Origin of the sequence: Vibrio sp. 1731 (assembly GCF_033339955.1) — a bacterium.
GTDB classification, from domain to species: Bacteria; Pseudomonadota; Gammaproteobacteria; order Enterobacterales; family Vibrionaceae; genus Vibrio; species Vibrio alginolyticus.
This window is the reverse complement of the sequence record NZ_JAWOVO010000003.1, coordinates 139570-163626: the sequence shown is the minus strand read 5'-3', so window position 1 is coordinate 163626 and position 24057 is coordinate 139570. Positions and strand designations below refer to the sequence as shown.

Here is a 24057-nt window from a genome sequence, read left to right as displayed (position 1 = left end):
AAAGTTTAGATGCGAATTAGTGACAATCAATTTAGTCAAATGATGTTGCACAGCTTGCAGAGCAATAGCGCGGGATTAGGCGAAGCTCTGCAACAGATGTCTACTGGCAAGCGCTTGACCAAGCTGTCTGACGATCCAATGGCTTCGATCAAGTTGCTTAACTTAGACCGAGAAACCAGTGCGATTGCTCAGTACAAAAACAACATTGAAAACGTAAAAACGACGCTATCGAGTCAAGAAACCCATTTAGATTCGATCAAAGAAAGCTTAAAAAGCATGCGAGACATCGCGCTTTGGGGTGCGAACGGCTCTCTTACTGACGAAAGTCGTGGCGGTATGATTACAGAGCTTAAGAGTTACCGTGACTCTATTGAGTCGTCTTTTAACGCGCAGGATGAAGAAGGGCACTACCTTTTCTCTGGTACTAAAACGGATACTGCGGCTGTAAGTAAAGCGAGCGGCAGCTACGTAATTGAAGGTAATAGTGACAAGCGCGTAGTAACAATTGCTAAAGGTGTCACGATGGATTCCAATATGACTGCAAAAGAAATATTGGACCTTGGGGGAGGCCATAACGTGCTTAACCAAATTGATGCGCTGATCAAAGAGTTTGAGAGCCCTACCGCCAACTTCAGAGCTGAAGTTGAGGCGAGTATCAGCGCTATCGACGATACTTTTTCAAACGTACTAGGGACCATGACTGAGATTGGTGGTCGACACAACAACTTAGATCTTGTTGGTGGCGCGCACAGTGAAAACAAGCTGTTCGTTGACAAAGTATCTGGAGACCTCTCTGCTCTGGACTATGGTGAAGCGTCGGTACGATTGAGTAATTACATGGCCGCTTTGCAAGCAACGCAAGCAAGCTATGTGAAGATCGATGGTTTGTCGCTGTTTGACCGTTTATAAGGTTAGGAAGTTCTTTTTATGGTAATGAGTACAGTAGAGGTTAGACCCCATAGCATACGCTTAGGTGGACAAGAACAAGCCTCTATCATGCCGACCCGTTCTGCAGACTCAAGTACGGCAATTAAACCGCGCCCGGCGCAAATTCAGGCTGACACTGCGTCAGCCTACTCTGTATCTGGTATTCAGCTTACGCAGGGTCAGCAGCAAGCCACGGCGGTTCAGATCGCGTCCAAATCGCTGCAGGTGATTGGCAAAGAGCTCACGCAAATTAAACGTGGTTTGACGCAAGCTGTTAATCAAGGCGTACAAAATGTTCCTGGTTTGCAGGATACATTGGTTCGCTCTAAAGCCACCATCCAAAAAGTCGTTGAGCAAGCACGTTTCGATGGCCAGAAAGTCCTAAATAACGAACTGCACTTAAAACTGGATAAAGCGGATATTCGTCGCTTTTCTATTCCAGGTTTGAATGTTCATCGCTTAAGCGACAAGGCCGAGCAAATCCGTTTGGATTTTCCTCAAGGTCAAGCGGTGATGATTCAGTTTGATGGACAATCAGACGGTGAGCGAACGGTCAAAATGCTGGATCGCAGCTTGATTGCGTTAGGAATGCGAGCCTCATTAGCCGATGATGGCAGCATTTTATTTGAAGCCAGAGACAACGCTTATCAACAAATGCAGCAAAAGGTGATGGTAACGGGGGAAGGGCACCGATTCCCTGCGGGACAGCCTAACGTTTTGAACTTAAAGTCTGAGCCAGATGGTATTGCGGAGCTCGGGTTTGATCTAGGCTCACGCGACGGCATCAAGCAGACGATTGCCAAAGTAAATCAGCATCTGAAACAAGTTCAAACGAGCTTGCAGGAGGCGAAAGCTTTTCATGGTGAACTGAATACTCAAATGCGTTCTATCCAAACCAAAACCGCACAGCTTTCAGTCAATGAGGTGAATGCAAAACTGGATGGATTCATGCAAAAGTCTGGCGAGTTTACTTCGACTTTTCAGGCATTGAATGCGCAAGCAAACGTGCGTCGTCATACCGTGGTCGCTTTACTGAAGTAACGAACACTCCAATGATTCCCGGCTTTACACTGTTATCGTCCCCCAATAACGAAAACAGCGCACTGTCGGGAATCTCTCTTTGACTCGTCTAGGGCTCGAGTGCTTTTGCCACCGAACGATTCAATTTCTGGAATAGCCATCCAAGTGCTATCAAAGATGCACCTAAGCCTAAGAAGCTTATTGCTCGCCAGAACCCATCCAGAGAGCTCACATCCCATAAGAATACTTTCAGTGCGACACCGGCAAGGACCACTAGACCGACACGCTGCATCATCAGCCCCTGTTGGGTCACGCCGCGCCAAGTCAGCAATCCACCTACGAGCAAGCCAGCCACTGAATAACTGAACAACTCTGCCATGCTGGTTGGCTGATACAGCATCATCGATGTGGTTTGCCAGAATTGACGGATAGACATCCCCAACCAAATGGCTGCAAGTAAAAAGCCTAGACTAGCAATCGCAAATCGATGAACTTGCAACGTATTCCAGCGTTTAAAGGTTGCGATAAGCAGGATGCAAGCTGGTAACAGCCAGCCGATACTCAGCATGTTAAAGATGGGAAGTGCTTGTGCCGAGACGTTATCAGTCACCAACGGCGATTCTGCCGTATTAAGCAAAATAATCAATATAGCGAACGCGCACCAAAGCAAGTAACTATAGATTTCGTAGATACGGCTTAAGCGTTGCGCAAATTGGCTGCGGTAGCTGTATACCAAACCCATAACTAATGCTTGATTGGCAAAGACTGCCGCACTTGTGAAGTTGATGTTCCCCAAGTAACCATATTGCCCCGTTAACCAGTAGTTAGTTTGGGTGAACAATGCCATTAAGAATACATGTAAAAACGCCCCTTCAAACCAGTTGGTCAGTTCTCGGTCCACTTGTTTTAGTGTTGAACGAGCATAAGACAAGATGAAGAGAGAAGGCAGATAACTCACCAGAACCCAAGCCCAATGCCCAGCTTCTACCGGTTGCCATTCGGGTATGAAAGGTAGCAGCGTGAGTCGGATAACCAGTATTCCCATTGCCACTTTAATCGCCCAACTCGCAGGTCGAAATAACCCGACTTGAGCCTGTAAGGCCATTATCGCAACTTGTATTGAGATTGCTGTTGTTAACCAAGTATCACTCAACCAAACAAAAGCGATACCTACGATTAAAGCATGCATAACGGCAGAGCATTCTAATGCCAACGAACGTGCACGCTGACCAAGCACAACGTAGTAAGTGGCCATCAATGCGCAGAATGCAGTCCAATACCACAGGTAGCCTTGCATAAATTCGTCAATATAAAACAACGTAATTAAGCTCATCGCGGGAGCCAGTACCAGCAGAAGCAGCCCACTGAGTTGCGAACGGTCACTAAGTGATTGGCAATATGTTCGATAGCAGATCAGCGCAATACTCACCGCCAATGCGAATAGGATGCTAGCTTCTCGCTCTAACATATACAGCGCATTAAAAGCGATGGTAAGAACAATCAGCGCGGTTGCTGAGACGAGAATGGATGGCAAAAATACACGTAATGACCAGCCTGTACGAAGTGCTGGTAGCCAGATGATCGCAACAAGCAGCGTATAACAGTACGCCATTTGTAGAGTGTTCAGATCCGGCATTCTGGTGACGGCAGAAAAGGTCAATAAAGCAGTTGCGAGAGCGGTAGCGGTCGGCGAGTTTGTCCACTTGCTTTGATAGTGACGAAAGCGAGGATTGAGCATCCAACCCATTCTCGGAACCGCGAAAATGAGATACAAAGTGATGGAGAGATAAATCGCGAGCCACGAGAACAACAGTTCTGTTGGTGTACTCTCAATCAACAGCAACATCCAAATGACATGTGGAATCGCGATACTTGGCGTAATCCATGACCTACGCACTTTTTGCATCAATAAGGTCGCCGCGAACGAAATTGCGCAGATGTATCCGGCTAACAAAAAGTAGTTGGGTTCATTACCCCCAATCCACAGTGGTGCTGTGTAGCCACCAATTAAGCCAAGCACGGCCATTAACGGCCCTTGTCGCAATGATAATGCTAAACTGAAAAATGCCGCTGAAGCCAAGATGATCAACGAGATACTCGGCGTTAGCATTTGATAAACCACAAAGGCAAAAATGACGGTGCAGTAAATGCCCGTTAATCCCGTACCGGTAACAGCAGCAGGAACATACGTAAAGCCTTGGGCTCGTGCTGCCCGTTGCGGATTCTGTTGTTCTTTACGGTGAAACCACTCGCCAACAAGCACCATAAGTAATGAGATCACAAAGGCAAAGGACACTCGCATAAATGGCGAAAACTGGATGTGACTACCAATCACCTGTACGAGATAACCTCCACCGATCAGCATGGCCAATGCGCCTACCCAAACCAACCAATTTTCTTGAATGTTGCTAAGCAGGCTCTGAACTTTACTCTGAAGGAATGACTCATTTTCTTGACTAAAAACATCCAGTTGCACTTCTCTTGTCTGGGCGTACCCTTGATTCGCAGCGCTCTGGTCCAAGTCTAGGTTGGCAGCTGGATCATGCTCCCCAGAGGATGAGACATTTTTCTGTGGTGATTCTATGTGAGGTGACGTCGCTACAGATGGTGTGTCTTTTTCGATGCTGGATTGTTGGTGCGCTTGTGGGTTTGAGCCCCCATGGACACTGGCTCGTAGTGATGTGACTTCCTCACGAAGTTTGGTTAGTTCTTTTTCTAAAAGTGCAGCTCGGTTGGCGGCTTTCACTCCGATGAGGATGGCGAGACACGCCATGAACAGTGCTAGTATTACGTACAATCCATTTCTCCTTGCGTACGTCGCGTGACCCACGATTCTTAACTTTGAGCACTTACGCTAAAGCTTAGTTCATGCTCTATGCCTTAGCCTCATATAGTGCTAGGTTCCGCGCTTTCTTCAGAAATCATTCTACATAATGAAACTCAATGCGTAATGATGAATTCGACAAAGTCGCACACTTGTGTGCCACTTTAAGACCTGATGAACAAAAATGAGTCGTTAAGTCATTGGGGGTCAACTATATTCATAGTTCTGATGCGATCGCCAAAGGACTTCAAACATGTGCGTTTCGTAGCGATGTCATCGAAGGTCAGTCGTTTGATTTGCACGTTCGGTTGTTTCTATTTGACCGTAAGGCTGAATGTATTCGGGTATAGCGCATTCACGCGAAAAAAGACAAAAACAGGTAATTATTGATGCAAGTGGGTAATGAAGCGCTGGTGCTGTCAGCGGTTGGGGTTATTGGTTTAGGTTGCCAATGGTTAGCTTGGCGATTGCGTTTGCCAGCGATTTTATTTTTGTTGTTGGCAGGGCTGATCGTCGGGCCATTTATGCAGTGGTTAAATCCTGATGAGATATTAGGTAATTTGCTCTTTCCGTTGGTCTCTTTGGCGGTGGCAGTGATTTTATTTGAAGGCAGTTTGACCTTAAATTTTAAAGAAATTCGTGGCGTGAGTGGTTCGGTATGGAGCATTGTTTCCATCGGGGCGATCATTTCGTGGGCGGCGACCAGTATCGCAACACACTATTTCCTCGGCTTTACTTGGGAGCTTGCCATGTTGTTCGGCAGCTTAACCGTAGTAACAGGGCCGACGGTCATCGTGCCACTTCTACGAACCGTAAGACCTAACAGTACGCTTGCTAACATTTTGCGATGGGAAGGGATTTTGATTGACCCGCTCGGTGCGCTTTTTGTTGTGATGGTTTACGAGTTTATCGTATCTCACAGCGCGATAAATAGCGTCGAAGTGTTTGGGACGATCATTGCTGTCGGTGTCATGCTAGGTGCGGCCTCAGGCTATGCAGTTGCGACGATCATGCGTCGCTCTTGGCTACCGGAATATTTGCAGCCATTTGCGGTTTTGATGGTGGTTCTAGGTGTATTTTCGGTCTCTAACCACATTGAGTCTGAAGCTGGGTTACTAACCGTCACCGTAATGGGTATGTGGCTCGCAAACGCTAAAGACATCAATATTCAGCAAATTCTGCACTTTAAAGAGCATTTAACCATTTTACTGATCACCGGATTGTTCATCTTCCTTGCGGCTCGAATCAGTCTGGATGATTTTGCTGCGCTAGGTAGCGGTGCGTTATTGTTGTTTGTATTTATGCAGTTAGTGTCGCGTCCGTTATCGATTTTTCTTTCAACCTTCCGCAGCAACTTGCGTCTTAAAGATAAGCTGTTTTTGTCTTGGGTTGCACCGCGCGGTATTGTTGCTGCTTCGATTTCGTCTCTTTTCGCGATCAAATTGACCGAATACGGCATTGATGAAGCGATTTTACTGGTCCCTATGACCTTCATGGTGATTATAGGAACGGTCGTGTTACAAAGTGCGACGGCACGTCCTGTAGCGCTGACGTTGGGCGTTGCAGAGCCAGCACCACGCGGCTTCTTGTTGATTGGTGCTAACCGAGTAGCAAGAGAAATAGGGCAGGCGCTGGCGCGTTATGACCGCCGCGTATTAATGACTGACTCAAACTGGGAGTACATCAGTCAGGTTCGTATGTTGGGGTTGGATTACTATTACGGCAACCCTATTTCTAGTCACGCGGACGACAACTTGAACTTGATAGGAGTTGGACAAGTGGTTGCATTAACGCCCGATCAGCATTTCAACATTATGGCTTGCATGCAATTCGTCGACGAGTTTGGGGAAGATAAAGTTCACTGCTTACAAAAAGTGAAAACCAACGGCAATGGCAGCGAGAAGCACTCCGTGGCTCAGGAGTACCATGGTAAATTGCTGATGGGCGGCAATGTAAGCTATACCCAGCTAGCCAGTATGTTAAGTCGTGGTGCAGAGGTTAAACACACGAAATTGAGCGATAACTTCACGTATCAAGATTATTTAGCGCATCACAAAGGTAGTTCAGTTGTACCGCTGTTCCATGTAGAAGAAAAAGGAAAAATTCAATTCTGTGATGATCCCGAACAGTTTGAACCAACGACGACAAGCACTGTTGTGTCGCTAATTCTGTCGGACAGCGTAAAGTAAACTACAGAGCAATGTGATCCATTTTCATCATGGGTATCGTACGCTGATTATCTCAATTTGAAGAGAAACTTGCCGGCTTGTTTAAAACGGAAAGCGAGTTTCTTTTCTTATAATGTCAGGGGCAGTCGAGATTCATTACTCGTTTCGGAAAAGTAATCCGGCAAATTCACAAAATTCGCATTGACGTTACTGATAAGGATCGCAATACTGCGCGACTGTTTTACTTTAGGGTGACATTATGGCTCCGCAAACTAACCGAAAAGATTTACACCTAGATGCTGTTTTACATCATGATATGAGCATGAAGCATAAAACGGCGGGTTTTGAGTCTGTCGAGTTTGAACACTGTGCGCTGCCAGAATGTGACTTTCACGCGATCGATTTATCGACAGAGTTTCTTGGTCATCAATTAGCGCTACCGTTTTTGATTAGCTCGATGACTGGCGGAGCAAAAGACGCAGAAACGATCAATTGTCGTTTAGCTGAAGCAGCAAGTGAATTAGGTATTGCCATGGGTGTGGGCTCGCAACGGATTAGCTTAGAAGAAAGTCAGCATTCGGGCTTGGGTAAAACCATTCGTGAGTTGGCGAAAGAAGTACCGTTGTATTCCAATCTTGGAGCCGCTCAATTGCTCGATAAAGGTAAACTCGATAATGCGCAACGTGCGGTTGAGGCGATTCAAGCCGATGCCTTGTTTGTGCACGTTAATCCAATGCAGGAAGCGTTTCAGAAAAATGGCGACCACAATTGGGTTGGTGTTTTCCAGGCAATTGAGATGCTTAAATCTCGCGTGAAGGTTCCTATCATTATCAAAGAAGTCGGTTTTGGTATTAGCGGACACGTTGCGCAGCGATTAATTGATGCTGGTGTGGATGCAATTGACGTTGCGGGCGCGGGTGGCACAAGCTGGAGTGCGGTTGAAGGGTATTGCCAAGATAATCCGAAAATGCAGCGTGCAGCCGAGCTTTTCCGCGATTGGGGTGTCCCTACAGCAACATGTTTGGCTCAAATCCGCGCACTGCATCCTACATTACCCTTGATCGCCTCGGGAGGTGTTCATAACGGACTTGAAGCGGCGAAAGCCATTCATTTGGGGGCTAATCTCATTGGGCAAGCTGGTGCGGTATTAAAAGCTGCGACGATCAGCACGCAGTCTGTCGTCGATCACTTTGAACAAATGGCATTAGAGCTGCGTTTAACGTGCTTTGGTACTGGCTCTTTTAAGGTTGGTGAGCTAACAAAAGCGCGCTGCCTATAGCTTTTAGAATGGCGCGCTTTACACAGAGTCGCTCAATAATTTTTCGATGTCTTAACACGTAGACTGATAATTTCGTTATAGTTGATACAAAAGTCACTTCAGCTAGTGACGCCTTTATTCAGACACTTGAATGGGCACGTGTTGAAGAGATTGAGTTTAATTTTACTATTGTTTGCAACTGGAACCTTAAATTTATGAAAAAACTAGTCATGCTGATGTTGGCGGCTTCTGCTTTGACCGCTTGTAGTGATGAAGTGGGCACTGAAGGCTGGTGTAACGACATGCGCGATAAGCCAAAAACAGAATGGACAGCAGACAACGCGGTAGACTTTGCAAAGCATTGTGTTCTGCAAGATGGTGTCGGCAGCGAGCAATGGTGTGAAAACCTGAAAGATAAGCCGAAAGGTGACTGGACTGCAAACGAAGCGACCAGCTTTACTAAACACTGCATTTTTTAAGCACAGCGGAAAGCGCCTTTTCTGAGGCGACATTCTGTGAGGTAAACACCAAGCGTTATTGCTTGGTGTTTTTGTATCTAAAATAGCTCTATTTTTCACGTGTCAGCGCACTTCCCTCTGAATGGAAAGTTTTACATTTTCGTTTCATTTTTGAAAACCTGTATTGCCTGTCTTTAATTTTTCGTATTGCAATGGCATGGTGTCGAGATAGCCATCTAATTCAATTAAATTCATAACAAAAAGGAATTCAAATGGAAGTACTAAAAGGCTCATGTCTGTGCGGCAAGGTAAAGTTGGAAGTGGCAGATGAATTTAAGTACATGGGAAATTGCCATTGCTCTGAATGCCGCAAGTTCACAGGTTCTGACTATTCATCTGCCGGTGGTATTGCGTTGGATAAACTGCTTATTATCCAAGGGAAAGAAGATATTCAAACTTATCAGAAAAGCGAAAATACCATGCTATGCTTTTGTCGCCACTGCGGATCGAGCCTGTATTCGAAAAAGAACAATGGGATCGTCAATATTCGCCTTGGTATCTTGGATGACACACCTTCTCACAAGCCTGATTTCCATATTTTTGTCGCATCGAAAGCGCCATGGATCGAGATATCGGATAACCTGACTCAATTTGATGCAGGGCCCAGATAGTAGAGTTGTTGTAGATAAGTATTTAGAAACAGAGCGCGTTACAATACGCTTGCGACGCGCTCTGTGCTTTTACTTTGTATATTAGAACGGAGACGACTATTTGGCGTCTTGTAGTTCTTCAAAGCCACCTGCATTGTGCAGATTCGTAAAGCCTTGCGATTGTAAGTATTGATACGCTTTGCCAGAGCGGTTACCACTGCGACAGTACAACACGATAGCTTGATCTTTATCGACGTCTTGAAAATGTTTATCAAGTTCAGATAAAGGGAAGTTGACGGCATTATCCAAATGCCCTTCAGAAAACTCTTGCGGCGTGCGCACATCGACAATCATCGCGCCCTCGTCAATCAATTGCCAACCTTGTTCAGCGCGTTCAGAAGCTGACACGTTGGGTGAGAGGAAGCCAACGCATAACGTTGCAAGAAATAGAGATACGGCCTTTTTCATTGTTTGATTATCCTTTTTAAGAGTACGTAACCACTCTAGATTTGATTGAGCACATTTTCTATCATAAAGAGATGCTAAGTGGTTGTGAATGCGATAATTCGATAGAAAATTTTATTTAATTTAATAAAAAATTTTTATCAAATTCACCTCTTGAACTCTCATTTTTCGACCTTATTATTTTCATCGAAAGCGAGCTGTCGACTCGCAAATCCATCTTGATGTTTATTTTGTCTTTTATTTTTGGTTCCAAGTAGGAGGCACTTAAAAATGAAAATTCGTCCTTTAAATGACAAGCTAATTGTTGAAAGACAAGAGGTGGAAAATAAATCTGAAGGGGGAATCGTTTTAACTTCTCAGTCGGTGAAAAAATCAAACCGCGGGAAAGTCATTGCTGTTGGTTTAGGTAAACGTCTTGAAAATGGCGAACGCGCTGCGATGGAAGTCAAAGTGGGCGACCAAATCATTTTCAATGACGGTTACGGCGTGAAAACCGAGAAAATTGACGGCGCAGAATACTTAATTCTGTCCGAATCTGATGTGTTAGCAATCGTTGAGTAATTATTTTTGTAGTAGTTTTTTGAGGAGATAACCATGGCTGCAAAAGACGTATTATTTGCTAATGACGCACGTCAAAAAATGCTGAAAGGTGTGAACTTACTGGCGGACGCAGTAAAAGTGACACTAGGCCCGAAAGGCCGCAACGTTGTGCTTGATAAATCTTACGGCGCGCCAACCATCACCAAAGATGGCGTGTCTGTAGCGAAAGAAATCGAACTGAAAGATAAGTTCGAAAACATGGGCGCACAAATGGTGAAACAAGTGGCGTCCAAAGCGAATGATGAAGCGGGGGACGGTACAACGACGGCTACCGTACTGGCGCAATCTTTCATCAATGAAGGTCTTAAAGCGGTAGCCTCTGGCATGAACCCAATGGACCTAAAACGTGGTATCGACAAAGCCACTGAAGCGGCGGTTGAGAAACTACGTGAAATGTCTAAGCCATGCAGCGACAAAGAATCCATTACCCAAGTGGGTAGCATTTCTGCAAACAGCGATCGCGCGATCGGTGAAATCATTGCAGAAGCGATGGAAAAAGTGGGTCGCAATGGCGTGATTACGGTTGAAGAAGGCCAAGGTCTAAACAACGAATTGTCTGTGGTTGAAGGTATGCAATTTGACCGCGGTTACTTGTCGCCATACTTCATCACTAACCAAGAAAATGGCAGCGTAGAGCTAGACAACCCTTACATCCTATTGGTGGACAAAAAAGTCAGCAGCATCCGCGAGCTATTGCCTGTACTAGAAGAAGTGGCGAAATCTTCTCGCTCGCTATTGATCATTGCTGAAGACATCGAAGGTGAAGCGCTAGCGACATTGGTTGTGAACAACATGCGCGGCATCGTGCGTGCGACCGCGGTGAAAGCGCCTGGCTTTGGTGACAACCGTAAAGCGATGATGGAAGACATTGCGGTACTAACTGCTGGTACGGTCATCTCTGAAGAAATCGGCCTAGAGCTCGAAAAAGCAACGTTAGAGCAACTAGGTAGTGCGAAGAAAGTGACCATCACCAAAGACACAACAACCATTGTGGGTGGCGCAGCAGAAGCAAGCGCGATTGCTGATCGTGTGGCTTCGATTGAAAAACAAATCGAAACAACCACTTCTCAATACGACAAAGATAAGCTTCAACAACGTGTTGCGAAGCTATCTGGCGGCGTAGCGGTGATCAAGATCGGCGCTGCAACCGAAGTTGAGATGAAAGAGAAGAAAGACCGCGTGGACGATGCGCTACACGCTACTCGCGCAGCGGTTGAAGAAGGTATTGTTGCTGGTGGTGGTGTTGCCCTAACTAAGATCGCGAAAGAATTGGCGGATCTAAAAGGCGACAATGATGACCAAAACGTGGGTATCCGAGTTGCGCTACGTGCAATGGAAGAGCCTCTTCGTCAAATCGCAACTAACGCAGGTGACGAAGCTTCTGTTGTGGCGAACGCTGTCAAAGCTGGTGATTCCGATTACGGTTACAACGCTGCAACAGGTGAATACGGCAACATGATCGAAATGGGCATCTTGGACCCTGCGAAAGTAACACGTTCAGCGCTTCAATTCGCAGCGTCTGTTGCTGGCTTGATGATCACCACTGAAGCGATGATCACCAACCACGTTGAAGACAAAGAACTTGATATCTAACGTCATCAATCGTTAGTGATTAAGTAAGCGTTAAAATAACAATAACATTGCAAAACCTAAGCGGGCTCGCTTGAGCCCGCTAATCAGTCATTTGAGGTAAGTGTTATGACCCGTTTACCTGCGTTTTCTTTCTCAATATCTGAGCCGGGCGGTAATGAAGCTTCGTCAAAGTGGCCGACTGCTATTCACTTCCCCCTCGTTCCAGCTGGGCCAGAGTTTTCGATCGAAAATGCTCTGCCTAAACGTCCGACAGTGACGATATTCACTATCGATCTGTCTCAGTTACTTAAAGGGGACGCTCGGGTCATTCATTAACTGCATCGAAACAGCCAGCGCACGTTGGCTGTTTTTTCTAATTTAAGGTATTGATAATGCAGATTTTTATTTGATTACAGCCACTTGTTCAATGATCAATTTGAATTGGGGTAATCGGACCGCAAGCGTACTACACTTTTAAGCCCAGCATCGCGCCGAAAATGATTAATCCCGCCCCACATGCTTGATTGAGTCGATGCTTAATCTTCAACAAGAAAGCTTGTAGCTGGGGTGACGTGAATAAAACAGCAACGATAGAAAACCAAATACCATGCAGCGCAATCATATAAATCCCGTAGAACAAGGCGATGTGTTGCTGACTAGAGTCGGGAGAAATCACTTGGCTAAAAATACTCAGAAAAAACAGCATCGTCTTGGGATTGAGTAAATTACACAGAAACCCCTGCATGAAAAATCGCCACATTGAATACTCGCTCTGTTGAACGGTTTCTGAGTTTGATGCAGGTTGCGAGGAGAATATTCCTTTAATCCCAAGGTAGACAAGATAAGCGGCTCCAAGATAGCGCACGAGATTAAACAACCATTCATTTTGTGAAATTAAGTAACTGATCCCCAGCATGGAGTAAGCGGTGTGGATGCTTATCGCCATGCTGATACCAATCGCACTGTATACGCCTGCTTTTCGTCCTTGATTTAAGCTATTTCTTAATACCAAAACAAAGTCTGCGCCAGGGCTAATGACAATAAGCACACCTAATAACGCAAGAGTTACAAATTCCATATCGATTTCCTGTTTGAATGATGAAGTCTGGGATGTAGCGGAATTGTAGGTGTCTTTATTACTGACTATAATCGAAAAATATTCCCATATTGGTGAGAAAAACTCACAGATGCGTCACCTGAAATCTTTTTATGTCTTCCACGTTGCGGCGAGTTCTTCAAGCTACACTGAAGCGGCTGACAAACTGAACATTACTCACGGAGCCGTGAGTAAGCAGATCAAGCAACTTGAGCAATATCTGTCTCAACCTTTGTTCTTCAAAGAGGGCAGGAAAGTCGTGTTGACGGCAGAAGGCGAATTACTCAAGACATACACAGAAACGGCATTCCAAACGCTAGAAACAGGCGTGAATACGCTTATTCAAGAGAAGCATCAGCATCTTGAAGTGTCTTGTGAACCGACATTAACCATGCGCTGGTTGATGCCAAGGTTGGCCGCGTTTAATGATGAACACCGTGCTGATGTTCGTTTGTCGACGGCTGGTGGCCCGGTAACATTAGGATCAACTGGGCTTTCGATGGCGATTCGTCGAGACGATTTTGCGCAGCATCACGATTACGACAAAACCATTCTTGTGGAAGAGTGGGTGGGGCCGGTATTTTCTCCTGAGTATTGGCAATCCATTAAAGACAATTTGAAAGCAGCTCGATTGTTGAATAGCCAAACCAGACCGAATGCTTGGGCGGATTGGCAGCAATCAACACGTTGTGAAACTTTCAACGGCAACACTCAGCAATCATTCGCGCATTTTTATTTTTGCATACAAGCAGCGGTGGACGGCTTAGGCGTCGCAATGGGATCGTATCCTTTTGTCATGGACGATATTAAGCGTGGTAATTTGGTCGCACCATTTGGGTTTTCTCCATCAAGTTGCAATTACGTTTTATTGAGTCAAGATAAAAAGCGTACAGAACTTGAACATAAATTTATCACATGGTTACAAACGCAAATGGCAGAGTGTGTGCCACTGTCATCACAGCAGATTACGCAAGGCGAATAGAAGGCATAGAGCGAGATTACGTCAGTCAGTTTTATGGAAAAAGGCTTAGGAAATTGGAAATGGAAAACCTCAATATTGTTGAAATCAAATCATTTGTTCCGGCGAAAGATTACGCGCTATCAAAACGCTTTTATGAGGCGATTGGCTTTGAAATGGCGTCGGACTTCGGTGATGTAGCATACTTCTCTCAAGGTAGCTGCGCGTTTCTTTTACAGAATTTTTATGAGCCAGAACACGGCAATAACTTCATGATGCACTTGCTCGTAGAAGACGCAGAAAGTTGGCATCAGCACTTATCCAAAGTGGGTCATGAGGAATTTGGTTCGCGTTTGACAGAGCTAGTCGAGCAACCTTGGGGCATGCGCGAATGTTGTTTGTTTGACCCTAGTGGCGTTTTATGGCGAATTGGCCAGAACATGAATACTGACTAACGCCAGTCTTATTTTCACCGCATCTACGCGCAGGTATTGAGATCTCGATATCTGCGCGTTTTCTTTTTTACTTAGCCTTGCCAACGTTTGTAGCGCACTCACGCCTTTTTCGAGGTGGTGTGCGATGGGCTAACGCCAAAAAACTCCTCAAGCAGCATGGCTTTGAGTTCCGCTCTGACTTCTGCGCCACCGATTAACGCCAAAAGTGCGAGTCCTCCTGGAATAAGGATGACCATCAATATCGGTCTTAAAATATACGAAAAGCAGAAGATGGTCGGGAAGAAAATCAATCCTTGGCCTAGTTTGTTTAATACGTACATGAGCGATTCCTTTTGTTTTTATATAAAATGAGCATGCTCAATTTTATAAATGAGCGCGCTCAATTTGTCAATCTCAACCACGCAAGGTATGATCCTTTCAGGCTCATTAAGCAGACACATCAATGACGAAGCGACAACAAACCAGAGATAAAATTCTAAAAGCCGCATGGGCATCTTTTGCTCAAAATGGCTATGACATGACGACCACAAGGCAGATAGCGAGAGAAGCAGGAGTAGCCGATGGCACAGTGTTTAGCCATTTCCCGACTAAACTGTCGATTTTGCGCGAAGGGATGCTGGCGCAACTGCAACAGATCAGCCAAGAAACGCTAGTCAGTGTGGAAGGTAAAACCGATATCGACATTGGTTTGGCGCTGACGGAGAAATACTATCGCTACTATTTTGCGAACGTTGAGCTGAGCCGAGCTTTGTTGAAAGAAGTGATTTGGGATTTGGATTATTATCAGTCGTTTAACCAAGCTTTGTTTCAATCTGTAAACGGAAGCTCCGTCCTTGAGGGAAAAATACCGCTGATTTTTGACTGCTATTTTATGACGTTAATCTCGCACTTGAGCCGTGCAGAACCGGATGTTGAAGCGGCACTTGAAGAGCTTCATGCTAAGTTTCAGCAAATCATTGCGACTACATAACATGGCCCCAACGCAGGATCTGAAAGAATATACTGCCTGTCATCTTATTTGCTGGACTCCCATTTTCTCGTTTCAGTTGGTGTCTCACCAAATAGCCGCTTGTAGCTTTGACTGAACTGCCCGAGATGGAAAAAACCAAAGTCAAAAGCGATTTCTGCAATTGTTCGATTATCTTCAGGGCTTTGTAGCACTCTACGTACTTGATTCAAGCGCATTCGATGTATGAACTGTTTTGGGGAAGTATTACAGCAATGCTCAAAGGTGTACTGTAGTGTGCGACGACTGACGTGTACTGCATCACACAGTTCACTGACGGTTATCGGTGTACGGTAGTCTAGATCCTGTAGCTGTTGTTTTATACGGTGCATCACGTGTTGACGATGAGAGATTGATATCGGATGGCTCGTGTGCAGTGAACTGAGTGAGAACAGCTCCAGCACAATATCTTTTAAGATTGCTTGATGTGTGGTTTCAGACCATCTTGGTTCGGCGGAACCAAGTAACATGCCTAAGTAGTATTTAAGTTGTTGAATGTGTTTTTCCGTCAAACCCGTTAAGTGTAATGTGTTGTTTTGGATACTCCCAAGCTCAAGTTGATTTTCTATGATGTGAACGAAGTTTTTGTCGAGCACTATTCCATAGATAGAAAACTGCTCCGGTGTCATTAACTCAAAATCAGCGCCACCTTGCCTAAGCAAAAGTTGGCTTGAATTAAACTGACTGTGATTTAGGTGTAGCGGCTTATTTTCCGCACTCAAACCCAACCAAATACCTCCCTCTTCAACCCTGCATTGCTGTCTTAGCGAGCGGTTACTGTCTTCACGAAACACATGGAAATTGGGAAATCGTCGTTCTCGAATTTGACCTAAAAATCGACCATCGCTGAGTTGGTCATATTCCTGTTGCCAGTTTATCAGACTCGCAGCTTGTTGGTTTGCATCCTTAGTGTGATGGATGCACAGCATTGGTGCAGTTTGGGGCATTTGGTTACTCATCCTTGTGATGCTCATTCCTTTTTTGTGAGTCATGTTGGAGCAGTATTTACATAACTCATTGTTTATTATTGATTTATAAATGTTGCCAGTTTTTGATAACGCTACGGAACACATTTGGCAATACTTTCTTAAAGCTTATTGATAGTTCAGCAAAAAGCGAACCAAATAGTGAAGAGGAAGAGCAATGACGGCAACTTATCGTCGGCAACAAGGAAGTAAAGTCTATACCTTTAAGTCATTAGCTGACTTGATGGCGAAAGCGACACCGGAGCGCTCAGGCGATGCGTTAGCCGGGGTTTGTGCTCAGTCAGCGGCAGAACGTGTAGTCGCACAAATGGCGCTGTCTGAGTTACCACTTAAAACGTTTCTTAACGAGGCGGTTATTCCATACGAAAGCGACGATATCACTCGCCTAATTATCGATACGCACGACCTTGAAGCCTTTAAGCCGATTGAGCACTTGACGGTCGGAGATTTTCGAAATTGGCTGCTGAGTGAAGAAGCCGATGGTGAAACGTTGGCTAAAATTCGTCAAGGTTTAACACCAGAAATGGTGGCCGCAGTCAGTAAGATTATGCGCAACCAGGATTTGATTCTCGTTGCTAAAAAATGCCAAGTTGTCACGGCTTTTCGGAATACGATTGGTTTGCCGAGTCGCCTGTCTACTCGCTTACAGCCGAATCATCCCACTGATTCTCTCAACGGTATCGCAGCGACCATTTTTGATGGTCTGATGTACGGAAATGGCGATGCGGTTATCGGTATCAATCCGGCAACAGATAATGTACCTCAAGCTATTAAGTTAATGAACTTAATGGATGAGGTGATTCAACACTATCAAATACCGACTCAGTCTTGTGTGTTAACTCATGTCACGAACACGATCGAAGCCATTGAAATGGGTGCACCAGTCGATCTCGTTTTTCAGTCGATAGGCGGCACGCAAGGGACGAATGATACCTTCGGAATCGACTTGTCGATTTTGAAAGAGGCCCATGAAGCCGCGCTGTCTTTGAATCGAGGTAGCGTAGGAAACAATGTGATGTATTTTGAAACCGGACAAGGTACAGCGCTGTCTGCGAATGCATTTCATGGGGTCGATCAACAGACTTGTGAAGCCCGCGCTTATGCTGTCGCGAAACAGTTTGATCCTTTGTTGGTTAATACTGTCGTTGGGTTTATTGGCCCTGAGTATCTGTTTGATGGTAAACAGATCATTCGTGCTGGGCTTGAAGATCATTTCTGTGGGAAGCTGCTTGGTTTACCTATGGGTTGCGACATCTGTTACACCAATCATGCTTATGCCGATCAGAATGACATGGATAACTTGCTGACACTATTAGGTGTGGCCGAGTGCTCGTTCATCATGGGTATTCCAGGGTCTGATGACATCATGCTCAATTATCAAACTACCTCATTTCACGATGCCCTTTACGCAAGAAAAGTACTCGGTTTGAAGCCAGCACCAGAGTTCGAACAATGGTTAATGGAGATGCAGATTTTCGAGAGCGTGCAAGACGTTCGGTTAAGTGAGCAAATCTCTCGCTCGTTTTCGGGAGCAATTAACCAACTGAATAAGGGGTATTCTCATGGGTAAAGTAATCACCATTGCTCAGTCCCCACAAGATGAGTCTGAAGTTGTCACACATAACCCTTGGGGCAAGTTACGCGACTTCACCTCTGCTCGGATCGCTCTGGGTCGTAGCGGGAACAGTGTACCAACCAACGAGTTACTCTCATTTCAGCTGGATCATGCCCAAGCTATGGATGCAGTGCATTGCAGTTTGAATATTGAGTCTCTCGTTGCTGGTTTGTCGGACTCTTACTCGATTCTTGAAAATACCTTAGAGCCTCCAGTGGTAGTGAGCAGCCGAGTAAGTGATCGGCTTATGTACCTGCAAAGGCCCGATTTAGGAAGGCAACTCGATGAATCTTCTTGGCAAACGCTCAACTTGATAGCAAATGAGCATAACACTGACATTGATCTTGCGATTGTTATTGCTGATGGACTTTCTTCCGTCGCAATTCAAAACCATGCCGTGCCTGTTGTTACTCGATTGATTTCTCTTTTAAGCGCTGATGATGAACATCAATGGAAATTCGCACCTATCACAATCGTAAAGCAAGGAAGAGTAGCGGTAGGGGATGATGTTGGTGAATGTTTTAACGCCAAGGCCGTGCTGGTTTTAATTGGAGAGAGACCCGGTCTAACTTCTCCGGATAGCATGGGTATGTATCTCACTTGGGGGGCTAAACGAGGCTCTAAAGATTCCCAAAGAAACTGCATTTCCAATGTGCGTCCCCAGGGGCTCAACTATGACGATGCCTGTGAACGCGCATTTTACTTGCTCAAGGAGGCTCGAAAATTACAACTGTCAGGAGTGAATCTGAAAGATCGCTCAGATATCAATGAGCCAAGTGGCGCAAGCGTTGAAGATAAACACAGCGACAACTTTTTAATTTCATCAAAGTAGAAGGATTTACTATGTCTAAACATCAGGAGTACTTGGCCAAAAGGCAGCTAAAAAGAGGCACCGCAGGTTGGATTTTACTTGCGGGCTTAGGTGTCTCGTATGTTATATCTGGTGACTTCGCCGGTTGGAACTTTGGCATCGCTCAAGCAGGATGGGGAGGCTTTCTTATTGCTGCTATCGCGATGGCAGTAATGTATTTCACGCTAGTATTGTCTTTAGCTGAAATGTCTGCGGCTATTCCTGCTGCGGGTGGTGGTTACAGCTTCGCAAGACAGGCGATGGGGCCGACAGGTGGCTTTTTCACTGGCTTATCAGTTTTGATTGAATATGCGCTCGCGCCTGCTGCGATAGTGATTTTTATTGGCTCAGCAGTGAATGAATTGGTTGGTATCGATGGTCCTGTTGTTTACGCACTTTTCTACGCCGTCTTTATCGCTATTCATATGGCAGGGGTTGGCGAAGCTCTCAAAGTAATGATGGTCATCAGCGGTTTGGCTGTGCTAGCTATTCTAATTACTGCTGCTGTGCTTATTGGTCACTTTGACGTTAATAACTTATTCGATATTGCTCCGGCGACGGCTCAGGCAACAGAAATCTTGCCGTTTGGGTGGTATGGCGTATGGGCTGCGTTGCCATTTGCAATGTGGTTGTTTCTTGCGGTTGAAGGTGTGCCTTTAGCGGCAGAGGAGGCAAAAAATCCGGCAAAAGATGTTCCCAAAGGCATCATTGGTGCGATGCTGTTTTTATTGCTAACCGCAACTCTCGTAGTCGTCCTTTTGGCTGGCGCGGTTGGCTCAAAGGTCATAGGCGATAGCGCGGTGCCATTAGTTGACGCCCTAAAGATTACGGGCAATTCAACGGTAGCAATGGCCGTGAACTTACTTGGATTGGCTGGCCTTATCGCTTCTTTCTTTTCAATCATTTATGGTTACAGTCGCTTGGTGTTTGCGCTTTCCCGCGCGGGTTATTTACCGCAAACTTTGTCATTAACCAGTGACAAAAAAGTGCCTTCTCGTGCGCTTTTGGTTCCGGGCGTTTTTGGGTTCTTGGTTTCACTTACGGGTGAGGGGGACTTAATCTTGGCGATGGCTGTTGTCGGTGCGACTGTATCGTACGCATTAATGTCCTTGAGCCATATTTTATTGCGAATTAAACAGCCGGAATTAACTCGTCCATATAAAACGCCTGGTGGGATAATTACTTCGAGTATTTCTCTGGTGCTTTCTTTGATCGCAATGACAGGTGTTTATGCTTTTGATCCCTCAGCCTTTTTCATGACAATGGGATTGTTTCTTATCGGTGGTGTTTATTATGGGTTATACAGCCGCAACAAATTGGTGGCAGCAACCGCCGAGGAAGAGTTTGCCATGCTGTCTGTGGCAGAGCTAGAGCTTGAATCAGATGTCGTACGATAGTCACTTTGATTCTTGTTATTCAGCATATTAAGGGAGCCATAGGCTCCCTTTGTCATTTCTATCAAAAGTGCATAGCGCACAAATGCATCACTTTAACTTTATAAGTGTTTAATCATGTGAAAGTCTAGTCTGGATAACGATGGCGCAGATCCATCACAGGTAAAGGTTAAGTTTTCAAGGAAAGATCATGATAAACAAGGTATTTAATACACTTTTGGGAACAGAGTTACCGATTATTCAAGCGCCAATGGCCGGTGTGCAAGACAGCCAAATGACCATCGCCGTCAGTAATGTTGGCGGGCTTGGCTCGTTACCTTGTGGAATGCTGAACAAAGACGCCATCGTAAAAGAACTTCAACTTATCAAGCAGGCAACTAACCGACCGTTTAACCTCAATTTCTTTTGCCATGAAATGCCGGAGTATGACGCCAACAAGCACGAAAAGTGGCAAAAAACGCTGCAACCGTATTTTTCCGAGGTTGATGCAACCGTTCAGGCTCAGCCAAACGCTCCGACAAGGATGCCTTTCAATCATGATATTGCTGACGCGATTGAACCATTTGCACCGCCAGTGATCAGTTTCCACTTTGGTTTGCCAGACGATGATCTGTTAGCTCGAATTAGAGGGTGGGGAGGGAAGATCCTTTCGTCAGCGACCACGGTGGACGAAGCACTTTGGCTAGAAGCAAAAGGCGTTGACGGTATTATCGCCCAAGGCTTGGAGGCTGGTGGACACCGAGGTATGTTTTTATCGGATGATTTAACTACTCAATTAAGTTTGATGGCGTTATTACCACAAATCGCCAAACGGGTGAATTTGCCCGTTATTGCTGCAGGCGGAATCGCTGATAGAAGTGGGGTGGAAGCCGCGTTGAGATTAGGAGCGAGTGCCGTTCAAGTTGGCAGCGTCTATTTGTTGTGTGATGAGGCGAAAACATCGTCTTTACATCGATATGCCATTGCCAGTGAACGCGCGCAACATACCGCAGTGACCAATGTTTTCTCGGGCCGACCAGCGAGAGGCATTGTGAATCGCGCGATGTCGGAGCTAGGCTACATCAGTGAGTTTGCGCCGAAATTCCCATACGCCTCCATTGAAATGGCTCAACTAAGAGCGCTTATGGAAAAGCAAAACCGAGATGAATTCACACCGTTGTGGTGCGGACAAAACTCGTCGGGTTGTAAGGAAATATCGGCGGCAGAAATGACATTGTCATTAGTGGAAGGCATCGATTTAAACTGATATGCATCTTGCCTTTTAAAGCGATGCTGACTGAATGGTTACGAGTTATCCCTGTATTTATGTAGTAAATCTAATGGGATGTGACAGTAATCATTCGGAAAGTTTGTGAGTCTGTCTTGGTGCTCATCATCACTTGGTACATAATTCGTGAGTGGCAGTACTTCTACGGCGATCTTGTCGGCGTCCGGTCGTGCTGCGATAAACGCTTTCGCGATGGTGAGATGCTGTTCGTTTTGGCTATAAACACCAGTACGGTACTTCTCACCTACGTCTTCACCTTGCTTGTTAACGCTGTAAGGGTCGATTATCTCAAACAAATACCCCATTAAAGTTTCAACCGAAACTTGCTCAGGGTCGAACTGGGTTTTCACGCACTCTGCGTATCCATCGTATTCGGATTGAGTGTTATCCGTTGTGCCATTTGCTCGCCCGGCTTCTGTGTTGATTACGCCCGGAAGGTGGCGCATAAATTCTTGCACGCCCCAAAGGCAACCGCCTGCGAAGTAAATTTCTTCCATTACTTTTATCCTAGTCTTTACCGTTGTTGGGATGTAGGGAGCTAACCCCTCTTCTTCCATCCCATTTTCGTTGCCCTATTATCTGTTGATGGGAGCGATATTCGCAAGGTGCAGCTTGGCTAATCAGACCACGCGTTTTTTCCTTTTTACTTTCAAGTTCTTTTCATATGAAACATCAGGTGAGTATACTGTAAGCTCATCAATAAGGAGCGAATCTGTGAACCCAAGACAAAATGAAATCCTGCAATTAGTGAACGACCGTAAACGCGTTCAAGTCACGGAGCTTTCTGACATCATTGGCGTGTCGGGCGTGACCATCAGACAGGATTTGAACTTTCTGGAGCAACAGGGCTACCTAAAGCGCGTTCACGGCGCAGCTACCGCGTTGCAAAGTGATGACATTGATGCCCGCCTAGAAGTACGTTTCGATATTAAACAATCGCTCGCAAACCAAGCTGCGGATTTGGTCGCACCGAATGAGACAGTGCTGATTGAAGGAGGCAGTGCCAATGCGTTGTTGGCTCGGACATTGGCTGAGCGCGGCGATGTGACCATTATTACGCCATCGGCGTATATCGCCCATCTCATCCGTAACACTTCTGCCAACATTATCTTGCTTGGTGGCGTGTATCAGCACCAAGGCGAGAGCTTGGTCGGACCGCTGACTAAGTTGTGTATTGAGAACATTCATTTCAGCACGGCCTTCTTGGGTATTGACGGCTTCCATCAAGACACTGGCTTTACTAGCCGCGACATGATGCGCGCTGAGATTGCAGAAACCATCATTGCGAAAAAAAGGCGCAATATTGTTCTAACGGATTCTAGTAAATTTGGGCAAATTTATCCCTCATCAATTGGTAAGACTGACGAAATATCAGTGCTGCTGACTGACAAAGCCGCTCCGAAAAGCGACCTTGAACAAATCAAAAAGCGAGGTGTGGAAGTTATATTAGGCTGATTAAGCCACGCTTCGTTTTCTCTTCGCGAGCATTGCTGTTGGGGAGAAACCGGTGACTAGCATAGTGCCGCTAAGCACTAGAATTGTTCCTATGATGGTGTTAGAGCCGACGGGCTCATCTAGCACCAAGTAGCCCCATAAGATACCAAAAACAGGAACAAGAAAAGTGACAGTCAGTGCTGACGCTGGGCCGATATCAGAAACTAAGCGGAAATAGAGCAAATAAGCGAACCCTGTGCATACAACGCCGAGCGTGACAACAGAGCTCCATTCGAAATGACTTGGTTCTGCACGCATTGGTAAGAATGGTAGCAGCGGCAGTACCCAAATAACCGCCGCCCACATGCTGCCGTGAGCATTATCAAAAGCAGGTACTTGTGGCGCATTTTTAGTGTAGTTGGTAGCAATGCCATAGCTGAAAGAAGCCATCAAACTGGCGGCAATAGGGAGCATGGCTTCTTCACCTATGGTTGAAGTATCTAAGCCGACCAAGACTGCAACGCCTCCTATGCCTATTAGCATACCGAGAACAGATTTCGCTGTGAGTGGGCTGCGGTACCAAACAAAGCCAACTAGTGCTCCCCATATTGGGGCGGTTGAGTTCAATATTGCTAAAGTTGATGCATTCAGTGTCTGGGCTGCGTACGCAAAGAGTAAAAATGGAACTGCGCTATTGAATAAGCCAATAATAAAGAAGTGTTTAGTATGCGCAGTTAACGTGAGTTTCTTCTTCAAATATACGGCGATCAATAACAAAGCGACGGCGGCAAATGTAACTCGAAATTCGATTAAGTAAGCCGGCCCGAATGTGTTGGCGGCGACTCGCATAAACAGAAACGAGCCACCCCAAATAGCAGCGAGGCAGAGTAAGCGAAAAAAACTGACGGCAGTCATTTGACATCCTTGGTCGAGGTCTAGCGCCTCATCGATTAATTGTTGCGCTAACAGTGAATTAAACCAAGGATGAGGTCAACCAGAAATGTAATGCCAGTTCCGGATCTGGCTAGCTTGGGCTCACGTTGATGGTGTGTTG

General features: G+C 45.7%; 24 protein-coding genes. 17 read left to right on the top strand and 7 right to left on the bottom strand.

What is annotated here, in order from left to right:
* Positions 1-9 precede the first annotated feature (9 nt).
* Both flgL and R7035_RS05370 read left to right on the top strand, forming a co-directional pair.
* Positions 10-909 carry a flagellar hook-associated protein FlgL gene (gene flgL, locus R7035_RS05375; RefSeq protein ID WP_005373998.1) on the top strand — a complete coding sequence of 300 codons (900 nt, stop codon included), beginning with the start codon at positions 10-12 and terminating at the stop codon, positions 907-909.
* A gap of 18 nt (positions 910-927) precedes the next feature.
* The gene (locus tag R7035_RS05370) at positions 928-1968 is read left to right on the top strand and encodes a flagellin (RefSeq protein WP_136976308.1); all 1041 of its coding nucleotides are present in this window, start codon (positions 928-930) and stop codon (positions 1966-1968) included.
* Positions 1969-2056: 88 nt separating this feature from the next.
* On the opposite strand, the gene R7035_RS05365 is transcribed toward R7035_RS05370, so the two are convergent.
* Positions 2057-4720, bottom strand: a complete 2664-nt coding sequence (locus R7035_RS05365; protein ID WP_373417436.1) for a DUF2339 domain-containing protein — start codon at positions 4718-4720, stop codon at positions 2057-2059.
* Between the two features lie 440 nt (positions 4721-5160).
* On the opposite strand from R7035_RS05365, the gene R7035_RS05360 reads away from it, so the two are divergent.
* The 4 genes from R7035_RS05360 (at position 5161) to R7035_RS05345 (ending at position 9326) form a co-directional block, all read left to right on the top strand.
* The gene (locus R7035_RS05360; RefSeq protein WP_005373994.1) at positions 5161-6960 is read left to right on the top strand and encodes a cation:proton antiporter; all 1800 of its coding nucleotides are present in this window, start codon (positions 5161-5163) and stop codon (positions 6958-6960) included.
* Between the two features lie 238 nt (positions 6961-7198).
* The gene (fni, locus tag R7035_RS05355; RefSeq protein WP_005373993.1) at positions 7199-8218 is read left to right on the top strand and encodes a type 2 isopentenyl-diphosphate Delta-isomerase; all 1020 of its coding nucleotides are present in this window, start codon (positions 7199-7201) and stop codon (positions 8216-8218) included.
* Between the two features lie 194 nt (positions 8219-8412).
* Positions 8413-8676 carry a DUF3012 domain-containing protein gene (locus tag R7035_RS05350; protein WP_005373992.1) on the top strand — a complete coding sequence of 88 codons (264 nt, stop codon included), beginning with the start codon at positions 8413-8415 and terminating at the stop codon, positions 8674-8676.
* A gap of 251 nt (positions 8677-8927) precedes the next feature.
* A complete protein-coding gene (locus R7035_RS05345; RefSeq protein ID WP_005373991.1) occupies positions 8928-9326 on the top strand; it encodes a GFA family protein in 399 nt (132 codons plus the stop codon).
* Between the two features lie 96 nt (positions 9327-9422).
* Here the strand turns inward: R7035_RS05345 and R7035_RS05340 are convergent, their stop codons facing one another.
* Positions 9423-9773, bottom strand: coding sequence for a rhodanese-like domain-containing protein (locus R7035_RS05340; protein WP_025768015.1), 351 nt, complete (start codon positions 9771-9773; stop codon positions 9423-9425).
* Between the two features lie 267 nt (positions 9774-10040).
* Between R7035_RS05340 and R7035_RS05335 the strand changes: the two genes are divergently transcribed.
* The 3 genes from R7035_RS05335 to R7035_RS05325 all read left to right on the top strand — a co-directional run bounded on the left by R7035_RS05335 (position 10041) and on the right by R7035_RS05325 (position 12278).
* Positions 10041-10331, top strand: a complete 291-nt coding sequence (locus tag R7035_RS05335) for a co-chaperone GroES (RefSeq protein ID WP_005373989.1) — start codon at positions 10041-10043, stop codon at positions 10329-10331.
* A gap of 33 nt (positions 10332-10364) precedes the next feature.
* Positions 10365-11963 carry a chaperonin GroEL gene (gene groL, locus R7035_RS05330; protein WP_053304624.1) on the top strand — a complete coding sequence of 533 codons (1599 nt, stop codon included), beginning with the start codon at positions 10365-10367 and terminating at the stop codon, positions 11961-11963.
* 105 nt (positions 11964-12068) lie between these two features.
* A complete protein-coding gene (locus tag R7035_RS05325; RefSeq protein WP_080257663.1) occupies positions 12069-12278 on the top strand; it encodes a hypothetical protein in 210 nt (69 codons plus the stop codon).
* Between the two features lie 130 nt (positions 12279-12408).
* On the opposite strand, the gene R7035_RS05320 is transcribed toward R7035_RS05325, so the two are convergent.
* Positions 12409-13020, bottom strand: a complete 612-nt coding sequence (locus tag R7035_RS05320) for a LysE family translocator (RefSeq protein ID WP_047102790.1) — start codon at positions 13018-13020, stop codon at positions 12409-12411.
* A gap of 109 nt (positions 13021-13129) precedes the next feature.
* Here R7035_RS05320 and R7035_RS05315 point away from each other — a divergent pair, with 109 nt between their 5' ends.
* Entirely contained in the window at positions 13130-14020 is an 891-nt protein-coding gene (locus R7035_RS05315; RefSeq protein WP_005388706.1) for a LysR family transcriptional regulator, read from the top strand.
* A gap of 59 nt (positions 14021-14079) precedes the next feature.
* Complete coding sequence (locus tag R7035_RS05310; RefSeq protein WP_005373979.1) at positions 14080-14451, top strand: VOC family protein; 372 nt, start codon at positions 14080-14082, stop codon at positions 14449-14451.
* 98 nt (positions 14452-14549) lie between these two features.
* Here R7035_RS05310 and R7035_RS05305 read toward each other — a convergent pair whose 3' ends face one another.
* Complete coding sequence (locus R7035_RS05305) at positions 14550-14771, bottom strand: hypothetical protein (protein WP_017635120.1); 222 nt, start codon at positions 14769-14771, stop codon at positions 14550-14552.
* Between the two features lie 122 nt (positions 14772-14893).
* Here R7035_RS05305 and R7035_RS05300 point away from each other — a divergent pair, with 122 nt between their 5' ends.
* Positions 14894-15421: a TetR/AcrR family transcriptional regulator gene (locus tag R7035_RS05300; RefSeq protein WP_132936981.1), complete on the top strand. Its 528-nt coding sequence runs from the start codon at positions 14894-14896 to the stop codon at positions 15419-15421.
* Between the two features lie 44 nt (positions 15422-15465).
* On the opposite strand, the gene R7035_RS05295 is transcribed toward R7035_RS05300, so the two are convergent.
* Positions 15466-16416 carry a helix-turn-helix domain-containing protein gene (locus R7035_RS05295; protein ID WP_104976286.1) on the bottom strand — a complete coding sequence of 317 codons (951 nt, stop codon included), beginning with the start codon at positions 16414-16416 and terminating at the stop codon, positions 15466-15468.
* A 184-nt stretch (positions 16417-16600) separates the two neighbouring features.
* Here R7035_RS05295 and R7035_RS05290 point away from each other — a divergent pair, with 184 nt between their 5' ends.
* From R7035_RS05290 to R7035_RS05275, 4 genes are all read left to right on the top strand, one after another.
* On the top strand, positions 16601-18013 hold the full coding sequence (locus tag R7035_RS05290; RefSeq protein WP_005388715.1) for an ethanolamine ammonia-lyase subunit EutB: 1413 nt from the start codon (positions 16601-16603) through the stop codon (positions 18011-18013).
* Positions 18006-18890: an ethanolamine ammonia-lyase subunit EutC gene (gene eutC, locus R7035_RS05285; RefSeq protein WP_132936982.1), complete on the top strand. Its 885-nt coding sequence runs from the start codon at positions 18006-18008 to the stop codon at positions 18888-18890. Before R7035_RS05290 ends, eutC begins: the two co-directional genes overlap by 8 nt.
* A gap of 11 nt (positions 18891-18901) precedes the next feature.
* On the top strand, positions 18902-20305 hold the full coding sequence (eat, locus tag R7035_RS05280) for an ethanolamine permease (protein WP_132936983.1): 1404 nt from the start codon (positions 18902-18904) through the stop codon (positions 20303-20305).
* Positions 20306-20492: 187 nt separating this feature from the next.
* A complete protein-coding gene (locus tag R7035_RS05275) occupies positions 20493-21548 on the top strand; it encodes an NAD(P)H-dependent flavin oxidoreductase (RefSeq protein WP_033906298.1) in 1056 nt (351 codons plus the stop codon).
* Positions 21549-21586: 38 nt separating this feature from the next.
* Here the strand turns inward: R7035_RS05275 and R7035_RS05270 are convergent, their stop codons facing one another.
* Positions 21587-22066 carry a peptide-methionine (S)-S-oxide reductase gene (locus R7035_RS05270; RefSeq protein WP_054701515.1) on the bottom strand — a complete coding sequence of 160 codons (480 nt, stop codon included), beginning with the start codon at positions 22064-22066 and terminating at the stop codon, positions 21587-21589.
* 217 nt (positions 22067-22283) lie between these two features.
* Between R7035_RS05270 and R7035_RS05265 the strand changes: the two genes are divergently transcribed.
* Entirely contained in the window at positions 22284-23024 is a 741-nt protein-coding gene (locus tag R7035_RS05265) for a DNA-binding transcriptional regulator YciT (RefSeq protein ID WP_017635127.1), read from the top strand.
* Here the strand turns inward: R7035_RS05265 and R7035_RS05260 are convergent, their stop codons facing one another.
* On the bottom strand, positions 23025-23918 hold the full coding sequence (locus tag R7035_RS05260) for a DMT family transporter (RefSeq protein WP_005373960.1): 894 nt from the start codon (positions 23916-23918) through the stop codon (positions 23025-23027). It abuts the gene before it with no gap.
* Positions 23919-24057 lie beyond the last annotated feature (139 nt).

Coding starts and splice junctions, on each gene's coding strand:
- flgL (WP_005373998.1), top strand. CDS start 10: ATGCGAATTAGTGACAATCAATTTAGTCAAATGATGTTGCACAGCTTG.
- R7035_RS05370 (WP_136976308.1), top strand. CDS start 928: ATGGTAATGAGTACAGTAGAGGTTAGACCCCATAGCATACGCTTAGGT.
- R7035_RS05365 (WP_373417436.1), bottom strand. CDS start 4,720: ATGGCGTGTCTCGCCATCCTCATCGGAGTGAAAGCCGCCAACCGAGCT.
- R7035_RS05360 (WP_005373994.1), top strand. CDS start 5,161: ATGCAAGTGGGTAATGAAGCGCTGGTGCTGTCAGCGGTTGGGGTTATT.
- fni (WP_005373993.1), top strand. CDS start 7,199: ATGGCTCCGCAAACTAACCGAAAAGATTTACACCTAGATGCTGTTTTA.
- R7035_RS05350 (WP_005373992.1), top strand. CDS start 8,413: ATGAAAAAACTAGTCATGCTGATGTTGGCGGCTTCTGCTTTGACCGCT.
- R7035_RS05345 (WP_005373991.1), top strand. CDS start 8,928: ATGGAAGTACTAAAAGGCTCATGTCTGTGCGGCAAGGTAAAGTTGGAA.
- R7035_RS05340 (WP_025768015.1), bottom strand. CDS start 9,773: ATGAAAAAGGCCGTATCTCTATTTCTTGCAACGTTATGCGTTGGCTTC.
- R7035_RS05335 (WP_005373989.1), top strand. CDS start 10,041: ATGAAAATTCGTCCTTTAAATGACAAGCTAATTGTTGAAAGACAAGAG.
- groL (WP_053304624.1), top strand. CDS start 10,365: ATGGCTGCAAAAGACGTATTATTTGCTAATGACGCACGTCAAAAAATG.
- R7035_RS05325 (WP_080257663.1), top strand. CDS start 12,069: ATGACCCGTTTACCTGCGTTTTCTTTCTCAATATCTGAGCCGGGCGGT.
- R7035_RS05320 (WP_047102790.1), bottom strand. CDS start 13,020: ATGGAATTTGTAACTCTTGCGTTATTAGGTGTGCTTATTGTCATTAGC.
- R7035_RS05315 (WP_005388706.1), top strand. CDS start 13,130: ATGCGTCACCTGAAATCTTTTTATGTCTTCCACGTTGCGGCGAGTTCT.
- R7035_RS05310 (WP_005373979.1), top strand. CDS start 14,080: ATGGAAAACCTCAATATTGTTGAAATCAAATCATTTGTTCCGGCGAAA.
- R7035_RS05305 (WP_017635120.1), bottom strand. CDS start 14,771: ATGTACGTATTAAACAAACTAGGCCAAGGATTGATTTTCTTCCCGACC.
- R7035_RS05300 (WP_132936981.1), top strand. CDS start 14,894: ATGACGAAGCGACAACAAACCAGAGATAAAATTCTAAAAGCCGCATGG.
- R7035_RS05295 (WP_104976286.1), bottom strand. CDS start 16,416: ATGAGTAACCAAATGCCCCAAACTGCACCAATGCTGTGCATCCATCAC.
- R7035_RS05290 (WP_005388715.1), top strand. CDS start 16,601: ATGACGGCAACTTATCGTCGGCAACAAGGAAGTAAAGTCTATACCTTT.
- eutC (WP_132936982.1), top strand. CDS start 18,006: ATGGGTAAAGTAATCACCATTGCTCAGTCCCCACAAGATGAGTCTGAA.
- eat (WP_132936983.1), top strand. CDS start 18,902: ATGTCTAAACATCAGGAGTACTTGGCCAAAAGGCAGCTAAAAAGAGGC.
- R7035_RS05275 (WP_033906298.1), top strand. CDS start 20,493: ATGATAAACAAGGTATTTAATACACTTTTGGGAACAGAGTTACCGATT.
- R7035_RS05270 (WP_054701515.1), bottom strand. CDS start 22,066: ATGGAAGAAATTTACTTCGCAGGCGGTTGCCTTTGGGGCGTGCAAGAA.
- R7035_RS05260 (WP_005373960.1), bottom strand. CDS start 23,918: ATGACTGCCGTCAGTTTTTTTCGCTTACTCTGCCTCGCTGCTATTTGG.